Raw genomic sequence first — 17,888 nt, 5'->3', positions numbered from 1 at the left:
GCGCCCGGTCCGCGCGGATGCGATCTCCGAGCCCAGCGCCGGTTCCTCCCGGCCAGCGACTACGCCCGCGCCGATACCGTCGACTACGCCAAGATGGCGGCGGCGCAGCGCGGCTTCGCCAAGCGCTATGCTGCCGAGGTGCCGTAATGAGTCATGACGCCGAGCGCTAATCACTGCGCGAGGCGGGCGGGCTAATCGACGAAGGTCTAAGTGCCAAGCGTCCGCCAAGAATGTACAAGTTTGTACATGAACAAACCTGTACGATTTGATAAAAAGCAACGCGTCGTCGATGAGCTGGGCCGCCGCATCCGCAGCGGTGAATGGTCCTCCGGCCATCAGCTGCCCGGCGAGCACCAGCTGGCGAGCGAGTTCAACGTCAGCCGCGGCACGCTGCGCCAAGCCCTGATGGAACTTCAGCGCCAGCAGTACATCGCCACCCAGAGCGGCGTGGGCTCCTTCGTCACCTTCGACGGCATCGCCCTCGACCAGCAACAGGGCTGGGCCCGCGCGCTGGCCCGCTCCGGGGTGCGTATCGTCACCGAGCTGTTGAGTCTCCAGTGCGTCGATGAGACGGCCCTGGGCGAGCGCGTCGACTGCTCCCGCTTCGTGGAGATCGTGCGCCGCCGGCGTCTGGCCGAGGGCGAGATCGTCTCGCTGGAGCGCTCGCTGATACCGGCACGCGGCCAGCTGGCCCAGCTCCCCGAGCGCGGGCTGATCAACGACTCCATCACCGACACCCTGGCCGCCCATGAGCTGGTGGCGGCGCGCGGCGAGCAGTGGCTGAGCCTGGCCGCCCTAGATGCGCAGCAGGCCGATAGGCTAGAGCGGCCGGCGGGCACCCTGTTCATGCAGTCGACCCGGCTGACCCTGGATACCCAGGGTCGTTTCGTCGAGCACGTGACCAGCCTGCTCGATCCGGCCCACTTCCACTTCCATCTGGCTTTCGATTCATGACCGACTCCTCTGCCGCGCCCGACCTGCACCGTCGGGCGCTGGGCGCTTTTTACGGCCTGGCCCTGGGCGATGCGCTGGGCATGCCGACCCAATCCTTCAGCCGTGCCGAGATCCGCCAGCGCTTCGGCACCCTCGACATCCTCCACGACGGGCCGGCGGATCAGCCCATCGCCCCCCACATGCCCGCCGGCTCGATCACCGACGATACCGAGCAGGCCGTGCTGGTGGCCGAACTGCTGATCAGCGGTCACGGCCATATCGAGCCGTTGGCCTTCGCCCGCGCCCTCACTGCCTGGGAAGCCGATATGAAGGCCCGGGGCTCGCAGGATCTGCTGGGACCCTCCACCAACCGCGCCCTGGCGATGATCGCCGAGGGCATCGGCCCTGATCAGAGCGGGCGCTTCGGCACCACCAACGGGCGCCGCCATGCGTATCACACCGGTGGCCATCGCCACCCCGTCAGAACCCCGCGAGACGCTGCTCGAGGCGGTGATCGAGGCCAGCCAGGTGACCCACAACACCTCGCTGGGCATTGCCAGCGCCGCGGCCGTCGCCGGAGCCATATCGGCAGGTCTGGAGGGCGCAACGCTGGCGCAGGCGCTGAGTGTCGGTCACGAGCTGGCCGCGCTGGGCGAGCAGCGGGGTCACTGGAGTGCCGGCGGCCTGATCTCGGCGCGCATCGCCTGGGCGCGCCAGTTGGTCCGGGGCCGCGACCACGAGACGGGCGTCGCGCTGATCCATGATCTGATCGGCACCTCGGTCGCCTCCCAGGAGTCGGTGGTCGCCACCTTCGCCCTCGCCGAACTGGCCGGCGACGAGCCGCTGGCGGCGCTCACCCTGGCTGCCGGCATCGGCGGTGACACCGATACCATCGCCGCCATGCTGGGCGCCATCCTCGGCGCCTGCCACGGCCCCGAGGGCCTGCCCGCGCGCTGGTGGCGCAGGTCGCGCGCGTCAGTCACTTCGCCCCGGAACCCCTTGTCGATCAGCTGCTGTCGCTGCGCCGGCGCCATACCCAGCACCACTGATCCCCAGGCCCCCCCATACCCAGGAGCATCGATAGCCAGGGGCACTCATCCCCTGGACCGATACCCACTGAACCAACAGGATAAACGCCATGGCCTCTCTCGATGCGTCGGCCGCAAAAGCGGGACAACTGGAAACACGCGGGATCGAGCCGGCACCGGAAGCGGAGTGCCACGGCCATCCGCTGCAGCTGTTCTGGGTCTGGTTCGCCGCCAATATCAGCATTCTCGCTCGGCTGCCGCTGGGCGCGACCCTGGTCGTCTATCAGCAGCTGGCGATCTGGCAAGCGTTCATCGTCGCGGTGATCGGTGCCGGGGGTTCGTTTGCCGTGGTGGGGTTGATCTCGATCGCCGGCCGGCGTGGGCGCGCCCCCAGTCTGACCCTCTCTCGCGCGATCTTCGGGGTTCGGGGCAATGTCGGCCCCACGCTGGTCTCGCTGATGTCCCGCCTGGGCTGGGAGACGGTCAACACCACCACCGCGGCCTATGCGCTGTTGTCACTCTCGGCGATCGTCTTCGGCACGGCGCCCACCGCGGGCGCGGTACCCCTGCTGACGCTGGTATTCATCGCCCTGTTCGTGATCTGCACCCTGCTGGTGTCGGGACTGGGCCACGCCACACTCCTGGTCATTCAGAAGTGGGCGACCTGGGGCTTCGGCGCGCTGAACATCGTGGTCGCACTGTTTCTGATGGCGACCATCGACTGGCAGGCCGTTGCCGCGACCCCGGCGGCGCCCCTCAGCGCCGTGCTGATCGGCATCGGCACCATCGCCGCCGGCACCGGCATCGGCTGGGCCAACGCTGGCGCCGATATGTCGCGCTATCAGCATGGCCGGGTAAAGGGCTGGTCGCTGGTGCTCTCCGCGGCCGCCGGTGCGGGTATCCCGCTGGTCCTGCTGATCACCCTGGGCGGGCTGATCTCCGCCGGCGACGGTCACCTGGCCTCGGCCAACGATCCCATCGCGGCGATCCGTGCCATGCTGCCCGACTGGATGGCGGTGCCCTATCTGCTGGCGGCCTTCGGCGGGTTTGCTGCTCTCCAATAACCTCTCGGTTTATTCCGCCGGGCTCACCACCCTCACCCTGGGGCTGCGTGTGAAGCGGGTCTACGCCGTGGTGGTGGATATCGTGGCGATCTTCGCCGGCTCCATCTACTTCTTCATGCGATCGCCGGCGACTTCTACGGTCCGTTCATCTCCTTCATCAGCCTGCTGGCCGTGCCCATCACCGCCTGGGTCGGCGTCTTCCTGGTGGATCTGATCCATCGCCACCACTTCTCGGGGGCCGGACCTGCTCGATGTCAGCCCGACCAGCGCCTACTGGTATCACGGCGGTGTCGAGTGGCGCGCCTTCACCAGCTGGGCGCTGGCGATCGTGATCGGCTTCTGCTTCACCAGCATCGGCATCAGCGGGCATGTCTGGTTCACCGGCGTGCTCGCCGACAGCTGGCTGGGGCACAACGGGCTCGGCTGGATCGCCACCTTCGTGGTCGCCGCCGGCAGCTACCTGATGATGGGCGGTGCGCGGCATACGGCGCTGGCGGTGGCACGATGAGCGCCGCCGCGCCTGATCCATACCGGCCAGGTGATCGTCGACCTGGTGATGCCGATCGAGCGGCTACCGCCCCCCGGCGGCGACACCCTGGCCATGGATGCCACCTTCGAGGTGGGCGGCGGTTTCAACGTCATGGCGCCGCGAGCCGGGACGGCATGACGTCGTCTACGCCGGCGGCCACGGCCGCGGGCAGTTCGGCGACATGGCGCGCGTGAAGCCATGCACCGTGAGCAGATCGACTGGCTGGCGCCGATGGATGAAGAGCGCGATACCGGCTTCTGCGTGGCGCTGGTAGACCAGGCCGCGGGAGCGCACCTTCATCACCCATCTCGGCGCGGAGATCGGCAGCCGCGACGTGCTGCACCGGCTCGACCCGATGCCGAGGATCACGTCCTGGTGAGCGGCTATACGCTACTGCATGAGACCGCGGCCGATACGCTGATCGACTGGCTGGGCAAACAGCCGGGCGCTCTCGGTCGCATTCGACCCCGGCCCGATGATCGGAGCACTCTGCCCGCAACGGCTGGACGAGATCCTGCGCCGGACCACCCTGCTCAGCTGCAACGCCGAGGAAGCTCAGACGCTGACAGCCACCGACTCGATAGCGGACGCGCTACGCGCGCTGCCCACGCGAACCCGTGCGCCGCTGATCGTGGTCCGCGATGGCCACGGGGATGTCATCTGCTGGCGGATGGCCAGCCACGCCACGTGGCTGGGTTCGACACCCGCGCCGTCGATACCAACGGTGCCGCGACGCCCATACCGGCGTGCTGCTGGCGGCACTGAGCCGCGGCCAGACGCCCGACGAGGCGGCACGCCGTGCCAATGCCGCGGCGGCAATCGCGGTCAGCCGGCATGGCCCGGCCACGCACCGGTGGGCAGCGAGATCGACGCCTTGCTGGCGGCGCAGGCAAACGCGTAGCGCGGGTAGCAGGATTGGCGTGTGAAACGAAGGTGGGAATAACGACGCTCAGAATGCGCCGAACAGCGCCTCGTACACCTCGATGGCGCTGTCATAGCGAGTGAACTGACCTTTGGGGACGCTGCGGATGGCGGGACGCTCGGCCTTGACGCCCGCGGCATTGCCCTTGGTATGTCGCGCGATACTGAACGCCGAGAGATCGGGTAGCGGTTCGCCCGGCAGTCCTCCGAAGAAGAGAAACGGCCCAAGCACGAGCGTATCGGCGTCGAACAAAATCCAGATCACTGCACCCGAAGGCTTGCTACCCAGTGCGGTATGCACGTTCTGCCTGGCGGTGCGCGCATCCAGCTTCGACGCCTTGAGTTGCAGATGGCGCACGAGGGTCCGCTCCTCGGCGATCAGATCGTAGCCGCTGTTATCCACCTCCGGTCTCGCAATTTCGAGCCGACGATCTCGCACTAGCCAGGCGTGTTTGAGCAATTCGCCAATGAATAGATGCTCGATCAGACGCTCCCGGTACGACGCGTGAGTCGAGTGGTAATCCATCGATGAGACTCCTCATGCGGCAGGCTCTGAACCGGCCATGTCATATGCGCGTCGCGTCACAACGGGCCTGGTGAATCAACAGATACCGAGGTCATTCAGGGTCTCCAGACAGTAGCAGGTCCCACCAGCGATGGCATGCGCATTGGCACCGGTGAGCACTTACCAGCCGCCACCACCACCGCCACCGCCGCCACCTCCAGAGAACCCACCGCCACCTGAGAAGCCGGAACCAGAAGAATTGAAGGCGCTACAGGCGGTGAACGTAGAGTTCATGGAACTGCAGGCATCGACGATCGACCCCGTGCTGCCCGCTGCTGAGGAGTGATAAAGCCACCAGGGAAAGATCGGTTGCCTGGATGAGGCTTCGTCATGATCGGAGAGCTCGGGTATCGACACCTGCGCAGCCTGGAATTCGCTTTCCATATCCAGTGCAACGGCATAGGGCCATAACGCCTTTAGTTCCGCCGCCTCCAGGCGGGGTGCCTCCTCTCCCACATGGCTAAGCATGTAGGCTTTGAGCCCCTCTATCTCTGCTTTACGCTCTCTACCGAGTCGTGTGATTCTTCCCAGCTTTCTCACAAACACCCAAAAAGCCACGGGCAGGAAAAGCATCGCCATGAACGGGAAAAGATCGAGCGTGTGCATGGCATAGCCCCAGATCAACCACCACCCGCAAGATATCGGCAATGCGACGCCGAGGCTCTTGGCCATGTAGCGATTCGTGCTATAGGGAACCTCGATATCACCCGCCACGACGCTAACAAATATCAGCCCACCGAGCGGGATGAGGCCGACCCAAAGCGATGTGGGGTCCATGGGGTCAGTGGTCATGACATTGGGCACGAAAACAGCGAGGTAGGCAACAATGACACCTAACAGCATCAGCCCACCATGAGACTGATAGAACGCTTCGCCATGTTCGTTGCGCATCGCGCTTTTGAAGGTCCGCAGCCTCTGCAAATCCTTGCGGTTTTTCTTGGATACCTCGATGGTATTGTCCTTGGCTTCCAGGTGCTCCAAGATCGCCGCTTCTTCTACGGGCAGATTCTGGGCAGGTTTTGCCGTGCGCGTCAGCACCCACTCCGCGCTAGACTGCGCCACCGTCACATAGCCCTTTTCCCCGAGATTGAGTATCGACTCACCAGGGCTTTATTACGTATCTCGCCGTTGTGAACGATCCAATGTGCCAGTGCAGGAGATAGGTTGCCCAGCGATCCAGAATACGGCGCCGATGGCAGCGCCGGCTCCTCATGTGGCCCTACGCGACGAAGCATCACCCAGTAACTGGCCAATACTAACAGCAAGCCCAAGAAAGCCACCGTATTGCTCGGGCGCTCGGTTACATACATACCAAATCAATGATCATCGTGGTCGGCTTGCTGACCACCCCTTTACGGAAGGCTACCGCATCGTCACGCCCTCCGGGCTGTAATGGCGCGCTCGTGTGCGTGACCACACGCGTCCCATCATCACTGACCACGGAGTCAGCCGCATGCCCGCGCTGACCATAGGAGCCGGTATAGGTCTTGACTCCCTCCACGCCGGCACCATCGGGGAAATGAACGGTAGAAACTGCCTGTTCAATGGGAAATTTCCAGCGATTGCCTGTCACGTTCCAGTAGAGTTCATCGTGCATTTTAAAGAAACGGATTGGCGATTGGTGCGATAACGCAGAACGAAACGATGAGGCCCAGGAGCAATATTGACATTCGGACTCCCCAGAGAGACGTACATAGTCGCCTTTTCGAACCTGCCTGGTCTGCACCGGTTCACCATCCAGCCTCGCAGAGATGACATCGAACCCTACGCGATGAACGACACCGCTGATACGATTGATCACGGGAAAGTCTCGATAGAGACCATGACGAATATGGTAACCATGAGACAGCACACGAGCGTCTCTGTAACATCATGTTCCCCGAAGGCTGAACGACGATATCGCTCGCAAAACGGGTGATTCTCTCTACCGCATACGCATTCAAGGAGGCGCAGGCACCCACGAGCGCCATGGCCAGTAGGCACACCACTTTGCGCCATGCGGGTCTCACGCCTCTCAGAATCCGGCTCCGACCAAGCGAAGACACCATGAAACCTTCCACATTGAGACCACCCAGAACTTGATACATGATGTCGATTCGCCAAATCAGAGCCGAAGCCAGCAAGAAGATGACGCGCTAAAGAACCGAATATCAATGCCAGCGCTTTCCACGAATATCACTTAGCGACCGGGACGATCTCAAAGCGAGTCGCCACCGCGCCCAATAACGCCTCTCGATCATCGGCCGTCAACATATTCATGGCAAACGCCAACTTCCGAGGCGACTTGTCGGACTTGTCGTCGTGATAACGATAATGCACCAGAAGCACTTCTTCTTACGTTCGACACGCTCCACTTCGCTATCGAGAATCGTGCGAGTACGCGCCAAAGGGGCCGGCTGGAAGACAAGATAGTCGGCTCCGATACGAGCAACCGGAGAGAAGTGAAACCAACACCCCATGCCCACCATGAGCCCACCCAGTCCTATGGGCGCAACGGGAGCGGTGGTAAAGCTCACCGCCATGAACAAACCAAGCGCCAGGGCAACACCACCGACACCCAGCATCAGGCGCGCTTGTGTTTTGGCGTAAAATTCCTGCCCTTGTGAAATCGTCGACACGTTACTTCCCTCGATATCCGAATGCGTTTCAGCGTGAGTTTTCTTCAGCCAGTGCGCGGCGCTTGTCGAGCGAGGCATCATCACTCCGGCTGCTGGCGCGACGAGCCCGTAGACGGTTATCAGCCCCAGCGGGACGAAGCAGATAGAGCCAATGATCACGAGGATGAACCCTGGCTTGTGCTTGCCGCTCCACAACGCCAGCGCGCCCAGCAGAGCCACTAGCCAAGAGGCCCCGGTCAGGTAGATCAAGACATCCGGCACAGACTCACCGGGCTCCATATAGAGACCATTGATCAAACCCAACCACCAAAGAAAGGTAATCCCCAACCCCAGAAAGACCGTTTTCATAGCGCTCTCCATCAAATAAAAGACTGACACACCTTGGCGAGCAGCAAATATTATCAGCCCTGCACTGACCCGCAACCAAAGTTTATTTAAGATACAAGACACGCAGAGAACAGCCTTTGCATCATCCGACTTGTAGAAGATGCCGCCAGTTTCGAACTCGAGAACACTTACGACGGCTTCTATTTCCTCAGCCTGATCCCTTCTCAGCCCGACAAGACAACCAAAAACCAACGCAACAGGAATACTTTATTGACTTCCAGAAAAAACACCTCCTAAAAACTAAAACCCAACAAAACCCGAGTTCTCAAACACACTCTTGTTGAAACGTTCTTTTTCGAGCAGGCGCTTATAGAAAACATCATCACTCAAAAACTGGCCAATTCTTTCAGGCTCTGTCCAGATAGACGACCTTTCAGAATGAGAAGCACATGGGGCCTCAATAAATTCCGGCCACTTGGGCTCACGGCATGATTTCAAAGCCAACCACTGAGTAAGCACCAAGGAAAATACAAGCGGATAGTAAAAAAAGAAAAGCTTATGGCGTAGAGACACCAAGAGAGGAGGAAGATTCGAAACAACTCTAACCAAACAGTTTCTAACACTCACTCGTGTCGAATAATAAATGAATTCATCTCCAGAGGCAGGGGCCGCACCTTGGGGGCCATGTTCCATATATTTTTCCAAGAAACACCAAAGAGAGAGTATGCGATAAACCTCATCTCGATGAAAAAAATTACCTACCGAAAAGGTATCTACAACTGTAGAGCCATTTAACACATGCCCTCTCAGGGTGCATACCTTGCCTGTTTCGTCCGTTCCTATATGCCAATACACATCCCCCAATCCAGAGCCAAGACCCCGCCAAACTCTTCGCTCCTGAACACAAAAACCTTACCCGTCACCCTGTTAAACCGGACAGGAAAATACCTCCAAGAAAAAAGTCATACCTAAGGTACGCTTGCCAGAGAAACCAGATTCCTCCACCTACGATAACGACAAAGATAAAAGCAAAAACCAGTAAAAATATAACATCGATTGATTGCGACAGATAATCAGACAAAAGCAAAAAGGACCGAGGCTCCGCAAGCCAAAAGCACGAAGACTCCCAGTAGACAGACGAGCGTTTTCGCCATTCCTCTTTGGCGCTCACTACAGTCTATCATCTCGCAAAACTCAGAATTAAAACGAATAAGCGCACCATAAGAGTCTGGCAGATAGGAGGAAGCCTTCTGCAGTAGAAAATGAGAGCGCATCTCCTCTTGAGATATGCGCCTATTGACCTTATGGGATCTCCATCCAGAAAACATATCCCTGTTTCCTTATAGCCTTGCAATCAGAGCACTGCAAACCAACCGACACATTAACAAGCCAGCAGCCAACACTATCGCTTAGGAAAAACCTCTTCTCCACATTTATCAATCACTGCCTGAGGCCACTGTGGTAAACGACAGTAGCGACAGAAAAAATAATGCCCCACAACCTGCACACTGAAAGGAATCAAAAACACCATACGAACTAACGAATAAATAAAATGAACTTTATTACCATCAGAGGCACTGGACCGAGGCTGAAAACGGTGCGCCGCCTCAGACAGGCTTGGCCGCAAATCAAGACGCCCCGAGACAGGCTCGACCGAATCAGGACCTTCTTCCATGAAGCGCCGCACATATTCGAAACGAGCCGAAAGGTCATCGATCATTGCTTGGCGAGCATTTTCACTATTGGAGATCATGTAATGATAGTCATCGAACGAGAAACTGTCTTTGACGCTACCATCCTCACTAAACAAGTAGCCCTTGAGCTCGTAATAATAACCCTCGATACTGCCAGCAGAATAGGCAAGACAAAACGTGCATTCGTCCCAGCGGCAGCTTCTCGGCTGAAAATCAACCTCACTAACAAAAAAACTTCTTTAGAAGACGAGCTAAAAACGCAATACTGCAACCCTTGTAGCTTCAACTCGCTTCTGGCAGCAAAAAAGAGGGGGTACCCTCCCAGCGACAAAATAATAAATGCAAACACCATAGACAAAATGGCGGGAGCGTTAAACAGACCATTATGAACACCAAGTCTGAAGAAAATAAAAACAAACATTCCCGCAAAAAATATTGCTCCCAGACTACCCCAAGAGAGATACAACCCCCTCTCTCGAAACCACGACTCTGCTAAGACCAAACACCCGTTCTCTTGGGCGCCTACGAAACCTGGAGTTTTCGCTTTCTCCGCTGGCGTTCTTACGTCGAACACATGCTCTTTTGAAAAACTGGAAAAGTGCTGACGATTACTGCTAAGCAACCCAACTGCTTCAAGAATCTTTTGCTGCACTCTGTTCATGGCCAGCTTTCCGGCGCCCCTCAATGTCTTACAGCAATCAAATGAAAAAAAACCCATAACGAATTACTAGGACTCCCGCACTGCCAACTCGTCACTGACGACTATTGGCGAGCAGCTAAACCTTTATCTCCATAGTCCAGCAATCACCCCTAAACTCCGACAAAAGCACCCACCCCAATCACGGTACATAGAAGAGGCCAGTAAAGCTCCCACCAGCCCAGCGGACCATTATCGCGCCAGGTCAACCGATAAGGATCGTCCGTTTCCACCGGGTTGGCTTGCTCCACCTCTTCCGGCCATTTCGGTATCTTGCTGGTGCGCATAGCCAGCATACGACCACGGCATTCAAACCTAATGGAATACACAACAGGAGCATTGTCCATGGGTAGTGTAGGCCCGGTGCAAAAGTCCGAAAAATACTCCATCGCCAGCCTCTCTCCGTCCATCGACTGGCATCAAAAGGCTTTGCTTTAACTCCTGATGTGTGCGCTCTACGCCATCCTCAGCTTCCATATAGGGCTGCAAAAACGCCCAGAACTTATCCATGGACTCCATATTTCCCGGAAAGGTATAACCCAGGGAGAAAGATTCGAGACCGTCTCCCCATCCTCGCCGAGCACATGGGCACGTAGATCGTAGGTCGTTCCCACCAGAGGGCTTTTCGACTGCCCTAATGTCAGAAACAGAGTGTCCCATGGCACGGTCAATACCGTACCATTCTGGCGAAAGAAATGAACTTTTCGACTCTTGCGATCAAGACGTATTGGGTAGTGTGTATATCGCCCGCATTCGGTACGGATCAACCACCAACCGGCCCACGCCAGGCAAAGAAACAGGGGGGTCAGGCCGACAACCCCCACCCAGTCCACAACATTCATCGGAGCAGTACGGCCAGAAAAAAACAGAGCTCCGTACATCGCAAAAATCAACCCAACAGAAACCGTTAAGACCCCCCCTCCCAGCCAAGTATTAAAACCTTTTACAGAGTACCAGCGATCAACCAATTCCATATGACTAGCATTAAACTTCACCACCGAAAAAAAATCCATCGGTGTAGCGCGCCCCCTGTGCGCTTGCGCGTAACGTGAGGAGCGCTCAGCGTCTGTCAAAGCTCGATTAACGGGAAAGCGAATGTTTCGATAATCCAATCCAGCATAATCCATCACTCCCCCCCCATGCTATCAATGGCAATTTTCAATTCATCCATCTCTTGCGCCGAACCTGGATACCGTTCACTTTCACCGAATTTTCCAAAATAACAACGTTCCAACCAATCTTGAATTTTATTGTCTTTAAAAACTTCAATTAGCACCCCTATGATGACCACTAAAACTATTAAAACAACACCAACTCCTGTAGCGGCAACGCCAAATATCAGCGCCCCCAGCCCTGAAAAAGCTACCGCTGCCGTCAACGACATTCCCGCACTTAAAAAGTACAGCCATCCAACGCCATTTCCCTCTCGGAGTTCTTGCACCCCTCTTACACCATCCCACGCAGCCATTACAACACCTGCACCTACTCCTAGCACCCGCCCACCTGTTCTTAGCCAAAATCCAAGGCTGCTCTCTAGGCGTAATGCGTATCGACTACCCGTTTTCGCGGCCGACTCAGACCATTTACCGACCGTTTCGGCGACAGTGCCTACTAGGCCAGTCGTCCCCGTCCAGAAGCGCCGCCGGTTCTCACCTCGCTCGTAGGCCATGCTGCTGTCCAGATCGTCGGACAGTTTGAACAGCGCCATGGCCTGTAGAATCCCCGCAACCACGCCAAGTCCTGCCTCGGTGGGTAGCAGTTGACGCCATCTGAGCTGTGTCATCGCGCGCCGGTCTGCCTGGGTCAGGATTGCCGATTCCGCCAGTTGCCTTGCACCACCTTGCGCATTCAAGCCGGGGAAATCTTCGATGACTTTGGGATTGGCCAGAACCAAGTAGCGAAATCTTCCGGTCCCTTCGATCGGCACGCCATAGATACGCGCCTTGCGCATCTGAATATCGATAGCGCGATTGAGGTCTTCCAGATTACCGATCTCGGGATTGATGGCCGCCATCTTTGCGACCAACTCGGCTATCGCTGCCTTCTTGCTCATCGTCACGTCAGCCAGAATGACCGGCGAACGTGCAATGACCCCCATACCGACTAGCGCAGGGCCGACGACACCATCGACCGCCTTGGCCGCCACCTTAGCGAAGGGGCCGCCCAGAGCGGCAGTCAGTCGGACCACGGCGTTCTGGCTACCATCCTGCAGGGCCTGAAGGGCGTTTTCATAGCCACTGATCAAGCCATCCCATGGTAAACCGCGCAGGGAGTCAGGCTGTAGACCACCACTGACGTGCCCTTCCCAGCGCTCCAATATGATCTTCTGGTTGTAGCCCAGTGCCCGCAGCGCCAGATTACGTTGATCGAGATTCGACGCGGATAACCAGCGGTGATACAGGTCCGCGCAGGGCGAATACTCTTGCGTATCTTGGATACAGATCAGCATGGCATCCACGAACGCAGCGCCAGATTCGATGTCTTGGTCATCATGCCCAGCATCCAATTGGCGACGAAGCTGATCGCTCTGCATCCAACTGACATGAGCACGCGCCAGGGGCGCAATGCGGTTCTTGTCGAAGTCTCGCATTTCACTCTGCCACGCGGCTTCCCAGGTCTGAAGCCGAGACATATCCAGCTTGGCGGTATAGTCGTTCCAGGCATTCTCCTTGGCGGCCGCCAACTGTGCTGGAGTGGGGTTGCGCCAGCGCTCCAGCATCTCCTCCTGGCGCTCTTGAAAACCATCGACCAGCAGGCTGGCCAACGCACGGCCCCCCGCGCCGGGGCCACCATAGACCGCCTGAGAAGCCTCACGCTCGGTGCGATAAATCTGACGATTTTCAGCATCCTCGCGAATACTCTGACGGATGTTATTGATGGCCGAGGAGACGGCTAGAGGGCGGGCCTGTTCAGGATCGGCCATCTTCTCTTTCAAGCGGACACCCATCAGGCTGGCCAGATCAGCCGCAATTCCCACCGGGTCTTCCAGCGCAACCAACATGGGTGTCATATCCAGCGGTTCGGCCTGCTCTTCCGCCCACCGCTCAAGCCCCTCGACCTGCTCTTTCATGCCATGGAAGGGAAATGGGCTGAACTCGAAAGCGTGTCCATCCTGACGCCCCCAAGTTCCTGAAGCGCCGGGCCTCCAAGTGCCAGAGGCTCCAGGGTGATCCGGTGGCGTCCAGACACGCCCAGCCTCGGCGACAATGTCCCCCAGTTTTTCCAGCGACTCCGCGTAGGGTGTACTTCCACCACGCCATGCCGCGAGCGAGACCTGGCGCATGTTGTCACGCCGCTGGTTCGCATTCGTTGCGTGTTCTTTCCACATCCGCTTGGTCCATGCCCCGTCGGAAAAGGACAGGTAGACCTTATCGGCTTCGTCCGCGGCGGGAATCATCACGCAGCGCCCCGGATAGGCATGCGAAGGATTTGCTGCACAGGCGAACTCCTGTGCATCGGCAGGCGGCTGCAAGCGGCCATCGATGGGCTGCGGGCTATCGGGGTCGATCGCCATCACCTCGTCATGAGAGACGTCGACATACTCGATCAAGTAGCCTTTTTCGGTGACGGCATGTCCTATCCAGCGCCCCCGAGTCTCATTGAATACATAGAGAAAGCCGGCGCGTAGCAGCCTGAGTGTATAGCGCTGCCCCTCGGGCAAAGGATTCGCGTCGAAGCTGGCATCCCTCAAAGCGCCATCCACGGCAGGGCCAGGAGGATGCCCGGCCTGATCGCCGCCATCGGTTCGCGTCACGGCATAGCGCAGCGGCAAGATCGGCAATCCGCTGCGCTGGCATACGCGACAGTTGGCGATCGCCTGTACGTCCTCGGATGCTTCACTCATGTAATGGTCTCCAGTTCCCGTGCCATGGCGAGTAACGACTGAGCTGAAAGGTCTTCACAGCGGCGCATATAGCTACCCTGCGTCTCTAGCGACTGATCGAGTCGCCGTCGCATCTCGGGGTGATCGTGAATATGGGGGTGAAAACGCGCGGCTTGCTCGGCGTAGAGCTGGCAATCCTCGGCAGCGGCAAGGCCGATTTGCTGCGCCTGGACCAGCAGGCCGTCCAACGCCCGGTAAGCATCGAATGAGGCTACGGCCTCCGGCTTCAGCATGGCCAGCCGGTCGATGACGGCGTTGAGAGAGGCCATACGATCAATGCTTGACCACTGCGAGGCAGACAGCAGCGGTATACGAATCGCCAGGTCGGGCGCCTCGTTGCGCTCGAGCGCCAGCCACTGGCCGTACTGGTCCGGCCAGCGCCAGCAAGTGATAGGGCCCAGCAAGCGATCCATGCTCGCGGTCTCGAGCAGCAGCAGAGATGACGAAAGACCCTTGGGTCATAGCAGCGCAGCCACCAGCGTCTCCGGCTACCAGGGCGTGCCTGTTCGAGCGTGAAACGGAAATGGCTAACCATCTGGTCGGCGTCCGCTTCACTTTGCAGCAAGGCAGACAGGAAAGCGCGACCGCGCTTGGCATACTGCTCGATCCGCTGGGCCAGATGTTCACGCTGCGTCAGCGAGAGCGCCTCCAGGCAGATCAACTGAGGCAGCAGCGGATCGCGCACCTTGACGCTCGGCGTTCGCAACGTCCGGCCATCCAGATCGTCGCGATCGCTGGACGCGACATGTAGCGGGTTCAGCAGTGCATAGCGATGCTTTCCTGGCTGTAGCCAGTCGAGATCGAACGGCTTGGACGCACCCACCCGGGCGGCTGGACGACACTGCGTTGAGGACGTTGTCTGACGCTCCATGATGTCGGTTCCTCCCGCTATAGTGCATGGCACCAGCAGACGCCGAGTCATCCCCGGCGAACTGGGTCTCACAGGCCCCCTCCGGCAACTCGGGCATGGCCGCGTCCAGGCTCGCGGGCCCCCCGAAGACATGCTGAGCACCCTTGATGTCGATCTTGCCGGGGCCGTGGACGTCGATATTGCCGCCTTCGATGCGGATGTAGCCGCCACCACTGTTCAGCAGGATGCCATTGGCGGCGTTGATCTCGACCCGCCCTTCGGTGGAGGTGATCTTGACGTCCTTCTCGGCGGTCAGCGCCATCTCGTCGCTCTGCGCCTGCACTTCGACCTTGCCGCGGGCGGCGAATAGCTTCATGCCGGCGCGGTAGACGAACAGCGAGAGCTTCTCGGAGATCGAGGCGACCAGGCTCTTGCCGGTGGCGACGTTGACGTCCTCGCCGCTGGAGACACTCAGCGATCTGCCCTGGGCCAGGTGGGTCGACTCCGGCGTGCTCAGGGTGATGCCGGCGGGCGAGGCCATATGCAGCCAGGGCGCTTTCATGCGTGCCGCTTCGCCACGGCCGCCGCTGTCGGTGGCGCCACGGGCGTTATCTTGCTTGGCATCCGCGAGCTGTTCGCTATTGCCGTAGGTGTCGTCGGCGTCTTCACCGGCCTGCTTGAGGTGGGTACGACTGTCGAGTGCTTCGGCGTTGTGATCCGCCGCACTCTGGCTGAGGCTGTCGCTGAGCTGGTAGGCGCTGTCGAGCTGCTGTTTGGCCGGGGTGAGGTCGAGCTGGTCGCCGCTGGCGCCGAGCTGGCCCCAACTGGTGAGGTAGAGCCCCTGATTGGCGCGGATGGCGCCATAGGCATCGGTGCGCAGCTCGAACACGGTGCCGCGGAAGGCGCCGCGGGTGTTGCCGGTCTGGTGGATCAGGTAGCCGAGGTTGAGCTGACTCTTCTCCGCTTCGGAGTTGAGGCGGACGCGTTCCTGGTCGGTGGCATCGTCGAACACCAGCTCGTTGTACTTGCTGCCGCGGTAGGTCTTGCTCTTGAACCCGGAGAGCAGGCCGTGGCTGTGCCAGTCGGCGTCTGCTCGCCGTGTAGACCCGGCCGGTGATCAGCGGGCGGTCGGCGTCGCCTTCGAGGAAGTCGACCAGCACTTCCTGGCCGATGCGCGGGACGAATACCCCGCCCCAGCCGGCGCCGGCATTGGGCTGGGAGACCCGCAGCCAGACGCTGGAATTTCATCGTTCTGCCCTTGGCGGTCCCAGTGGAACTTGCACCCGCACGCGGTTGAGATGGTCGGTGTGGATCTCTTCATTGCCGGGCCGACCACGGTGGCGGTCTGCGGCCCGCCGATCACCGGGCGCGGTGGGTCAGCGGATGGCGGTAGGGCTGGCTGAGGCGCTGAGCCTCGAGATCGACCAGAAAGTGGCCGGTACCACCACTCTGTAGTCGGAGAGACGGTCGCTATCGCCTTCGTCTTCCAACCCATGCGCCTGCTTGGCGGCGTCGAGCTGGGGCTGCAGGCTGCCGGCAGCGCCTGGAGCTGGGCCGAGACCGGCAGGGCGTTCTCGGCGTGGACGGTCACCCCGAGCAGCAGGAACTGGCGCTCGGGCTCGCCGCCGCTGTCGTGCAGCGGGTGCTGGGTGAGTTCGAACCAGCGCCCGGCCTGGAGCTGGCGTGCGCCGCCGCTGCCACGGAAGCGCTTGGCCCGGGATTCGTGCGATTCGAGGCGGTTTTCGGTCAGCCGCTCACGCGCCTAATAACCGTGGTAGTAGTACTCGCCGGCGTAGTCGTAGAGCTCGGTCTTAGGCAGGTTGCCCTGGTCGCTGAGGGTATCCAGCCCAGTGCGTTTGGTCAGCGAGGGCTGCTTGTAGTCGAAGGTACCCACGCTGACCCGGGTGGGCTGCTGGGTACGCACGCCGCCCCACTGGGTGAGGGCATCCTCGCGCTCGGTGGCCGCCTGGCGGTGGAAACGAATCGCCTGAGGGCTGACCGGTTGGGTCGTGTCGACATCGTCGGTGATCACCAGCCGATGGCCGTCGAAGTCCGCCCCGGATTCTGTCGATGAGGCGTTATCCTGACCGTTGTCAGCAGAGGTTGAGGACCCCGAATATTCGAAATAGAACCATAATCCTTCTTCCTCTAGAAGCCTGCTGATAAAGTTCAGATCGCTCTCGCGATACTGCACGCAGTAGCTTCTGGCGGGGTAGTTGCGGCGCAAATCGAAGCGGTAGCGCCCCTTGGCGAGGTCGTAATCATCGAATACGGCGGTAAGCACATCGACGACGCTACGATCCTGGAAGATACGGCTATCGCGGCCCAGGCCGAGCATGGCGAGCCACGGCACCAGGGTGAGCTGGTAATAGGTGACGCCGCCATCTTCGCCCAGCAGCGCGGCCTCGGAGACCAGCCCGTGCAGCGGGCGATAGCTGCCATCGGCCTGCAGGATCGAGAGCCGCGCCGGCTGCGCCATCAGCGTCTTGAGTTCGATATCGCCCTGCTGGGAGATGCAGTCCAATGTGTAGCTGAAGGGCGCGCTGACGCGCTCTTCGCCCACCAGCCGATGGGGCACGAGGGCGGTGCCGGCGATATCGAGAGTCAGCAGCCGCTGCGACTGCGACAGATCGATATCGAAGGTGTCGAGGAGATCGTTGAGCATGCGGTTTTCCTGATCGCGGTGGCGGAGCCGGTCGACGAGGGTCAGAAACAATGGTCAGAGGATCAGGATAACGCATCATGAGAAAAATGTTTGTAAGCGATCGGCTACAAAGCG

17 protein-coding genes and 4 pseudogenes are annotated in these 17,888 nt (G+C 59.7%); 8 read left to right on the top strand and 13 right to left on the bottom strand.

What is annotated here, in order from left to right:
• Positions 1-246 precede the first annotated feature (246 nt).
• The 7 genes and pseudogenes from CN538_RS08605 (at position 247) to CN538_RS24270 (ending at position 3,692) form a co-directional block, all read left to right on the top strand.
• Positions 247-954 (top strand): GntR family transcriptional regulator, encoded by a 708-nt coding sequence (locus CN538_RS08605; protein WP_106419170.1) that lies wholly within the window; start codon positions 247-249, stop codon positions 952-954.
• A pseudogene (locus CN538_RS26150) lies at positions 951-1,361 on the top strand (ADP-ribosylglycohydrolase family protein); the annotation flags it as partial. The gene CN538_RS08605 and the pseudogene CN538_RS26150, both read left to right, overlap by 4 nt.
• A gap of 19 nt (positions 1,362-1,380) precedes the next feature.
• Positions 1,381-1,827 (top strand): annotated as a pseudogene (locus CN538_RS26145) (ADP-ribosylglycohydrolase family protein); the annotation flags it as partial.
• Positions 1,828-2,071: 244 nt separating this feature from the next.
• Positions 2,072-3,025, top strand: coding sequence for a purine-cytosine permease family protein (locus tag CN538_RS08595; protein ID WP_207233695.1), 954 nt, complete (start codon positions 2,072-2,074; stop codon positions 3,023-3,025).
• The gene (locus CN538_RS20980) at positions 3,009-3,239 is read left to right on the top strand and encodes a hypothetical protein (RefSeq protein ID WP_207233694.1); all 231 of its coding nucleotides are present in this window, start codon (positions 3,009-3,011) and stop codon (positions 3,237-3,239) included. The genes CN538_RS08595 and CN538_RS20980 overlap by 17 nt, the downstream gene beginning before the upstream one ends.
• 3 nt (positions 3,240-3,242) lie before the next feature.
• Entirely contained in the window at positions 3,243-3,533 is a 291-nt protein-coding gene (locus tag CN538_RS22510) for a cytosine permease (RefSeq protein ID WP_207233741.1), read from the top strand.
• A 30-nt stretch (positions 3,534-3,563) separates the two neighbouring features.
• A complete protein-coding gene (locus tag CN538_RS24270; RefSeq protein WP_277985124.1) occupies positions 3,564-3,692 on the top strand; it encodes a hypothetical protein in 129 nt (42 codons plus the stop codon).
• 6 nt (positions 3,693-3,698) lie between these two features.
• On the opposite strand, the gene CN538_RS20970 is transcribed toward CN538_RS24270, so the two are convergent.
• Positions 3,699-3,854 (bottom strand): hypothetical protein, encoded by a 156-nt coding sequence (locus tag CN538_RS20970; RefSeq protein ID WP_207233693.1) that lies wholly within the window; start codon positions 3,852-3,854, stop codon positions 3,699-3,701.
• 341 nt (positions 3,855-4,195) lie between these two features.
• Here CN538_RS20970 and CN538_RS26140 point away from each other — a divergent pair, with 341 nt between their 5' ends.
• Positions 4,196-4,480, top strand: coding sequence for a PfkB family carbohydrate kinase (locus CN538_RS26140; protein ID WP_422917558.1), 285 nt, complete (start codon positions 4,196-4,198; stop codon positions 4,478-4,480).
• Positions 4,481-4,503: 23 nt separating this feature from the next.
• Here CN538_RS26140 and CN538_RS08585 read toward each other — a convergent pair whose 3' ends face one another.
• From CN538_RS08585 to CN538_RS26130, 12 genes and pseudogenes are all read right to left on the bottom strand, one after another.
• On the bottom strand, positions 4,504-5,001 hold the full coding sequence (locus CN538_RS08585; RefSeq protein WP_106419169.1) for a hypothetical protein: 498 nt from the start codon (positions 4,999-5,001) through the stop codon (positions 4,504-4,506).
• Between the two features lie 159 nt (positions 5,002-5,160).
• The gene (locus CN538_RS20310; RefSeq protein ID WP_277985159.1) at positions 5,161-6,135 is read right to left on the bottom strand and encodes a DUF2207 family protein; all 975 of its coding nucleotides are present in this window, start codon (positions 6,133-6,135) and stop codon (positions 5,161-5,163) included.
• A 205-nt stretch (positions 6,136-6,340) separates the two neighbouring features.
• Complete coding sequence (locus tag CN538_RS08575; protein WP_106419168.1) at positions 6,341-6,892, bottom strand: DUF2207 domain-containing protein; 552 nt, start codon at positions 6,890-6,892, stop codon at positions 6,341-6,343.
• A gap of 403 nt (positions 6,893-7,295) precedes the next feature.
• Positions 7,296-8,006 carry a hypothetical protein gene (locus CN538_RS08570; RefSeq protein WP_106419167.1) on the bottom strand — a complete coding sequence of 237 codons (711 nt, stop codon included), beginning with the start codon at positions 8,004-8,006 and terminating at the stop codon, positions 7,296-7,298.
• Positions 8,007-8,285: 279 nt separating this feature from the next.
• The gene (locus CN538_RS19850; protein WP_129591331.1) at positions 8,286-8,840 is read right to left on the bottom strand and encodes a DUF6708 domain-containing protein; all 555 of its coding nucleotides are present in this window, start codon (positions 8,838-8,840) and stop codon (positions 8,286-8,288) included.
• Between the two features lie 547 nt (positions 8,841-9,387).
• Positions 9,388-9,738, bottom strand: a complete 351-nt coding sequence (locus CN538_RS19845) for a DUF6708 domain-containing protein (RefSeq protein WP_129591330.1) — start codon at positions 9,736-9,738, stop codon at positions 9,388-9,390.
• Entirely contained in the window at positions 9,735-10,340 is a 606-nt protein-coding gene (locus CN538_RS19840) for a hypothetical protein (protein ID WP_129591329.1), read from the bottom strand. Before CN538_RS19840 ends, CN538_RS19845 begins: the two co-directional genes overlap by 4 nt.
• A gap of 491 nt (positions 10,341-10,831) precedes the next feature.
• Positions 10,832-11,503, bottom strand: coding sequence for a hypothetical protein (locus CN538_RS19835; protein ID WP_129591328.1), 672 nt, complete (start codon positions 11,501-11,503; stop codon positions 10,832-10,834).
• Positions 11,503-14,220, bottom strand: a complete 2,718-nt coding sequence (locus CN538_RS08565; protein WP_106419166.1) for a T6SS effector BTH_I2691 family protein — start codon at positions 14,218-14,220, stop codon at positions 11,503-11,505. Before CN538_RS08565 ends, CN538_RS19835 begins: the two co-directional genes overlap by 1 nt.
• A complete protein-coding gene (locus tag CN538_RS20305) occupies positions 14,217-14,672 on the bottom strand; it encodes a hypothetical protein (protein ID WP_242495686.1) in 456 nt (151 codons plus the stop codon). The genes CN538_RS08565 and CN538_RS20305 overlap by 4 nt, the downstream gene beginning before the upstream one ends.
• A 14-nt stretch (positions 14,673-14,686) precedes the next feature.
• Positions 14,687-15,130, bottom strand: a pseudogene (locus CN538_RS26135) (DUF4123 domain-containing protein); the annotation flags it as partial.
• A gap of 79 nt (positions 15,131-15,209) precedes the next feature.
• A pseudogene (locus CN538_RS26130) lies at positions 15,210-17,774 on the bottom strand (type VI secretion system Vgr family protein); the annotation flags it as partial.
• Positions 17,775-17,888: the final 114 nt, after the last annotated feature.

It is taken from the genome of Salinicola tamaricis (assembly GCF_003006155.1).
Classification (GTDB): Bacteria; Pseudomonadota; Gammaproteobacteria; order Pseudomonadales; family Halomonadaceae; genus Salinicola; species Salinicola tamaricis.
This window is presented reverse-complemented; position numbering and strand designations above follow the sequence as displayed.

Excerpts from the sequence above, each read along its gene's own strand:
- CN538_RS08570 (WP_106419167.1), bottom strand. The coding sequence starts at position 8,006 with ATGAAAACGGTCTTTCTGGGGTTGGGGATTACCTTTCTTTGGTGGTTG.
- CN538_RS08605 (WP_106419170.1), top strand. The coding sequence starts at position 247 with ATGAACAAACCTGTACGATTTGATAAAAAGCAACGCGTCGTCGATGAG.
- CN538_RS08565 (WP_106419166.1), bottom strand. The coding sequence starts at position 14,220 with ATGAGTGAAGCATCCGAGGACGTACAGGCGATCGCCAACTGTCGCGTA.
- CN538_RS19835 (WP_129591328.1), bottom strand. The coding sequence starts at position 11,503 with ATGGATTATGCTGGATTGGATTATCGAAACATTCGCTTTCCCGTTAAT.
- CN538_RS20970 (WP_207233693.1), bottom strand. The coding sequence starts at position 3,854 with ATGAAGGTGCGCTCCCGCGGCCTGGTCTACCAGCGCCACGCAGAAGCC.
- CN538_RS08585 (WP_106419169.1), bottom strand. The coding sequence starts at position 5,001 with ATGGATTACCACTCGACTCACGCGTCGTACCGGGAGCGTCTGATCGAG.
- CN538_RS19840 (WP_129591329.1), bottom strand. The coding sequence starts at position 10,340 with ATGAACAGAGTGCAGCAAAAGATTCTTGAAGCAGTTGGGTTGCTTAGC.
- CN538_RS08595 (WP_207233695.1), top strand. The coding sequence starts at position 2,072 with ATGGCCTCTCTCGATGCGTCGGCCGCAAAAGCGGGACAACTGGAAACA.
- CN538_RS20305 (WP_242495686.1), bottom strand. The coding sequence starts at position 14,672 with ATGGATCGCTTGCTGGGCCCTATCACTTGCTGGCGCTGGCCGGACCAG.
- CN538_RS19845 (WP_129591330.1), bottom strand. The coding sequence starts at position 9,738 with ATGATCTCCAATAGTGAAAATGCTCGCCAAGCAATGATCGATGACCTT.
- CN538_RS26140 (WP_422917558.1), top strand. The coding sequence starts at position 4,196 with ATGGCCACGGGGATGTCATCTGCTGGCGGATGGCCAGCCACGCCACGT.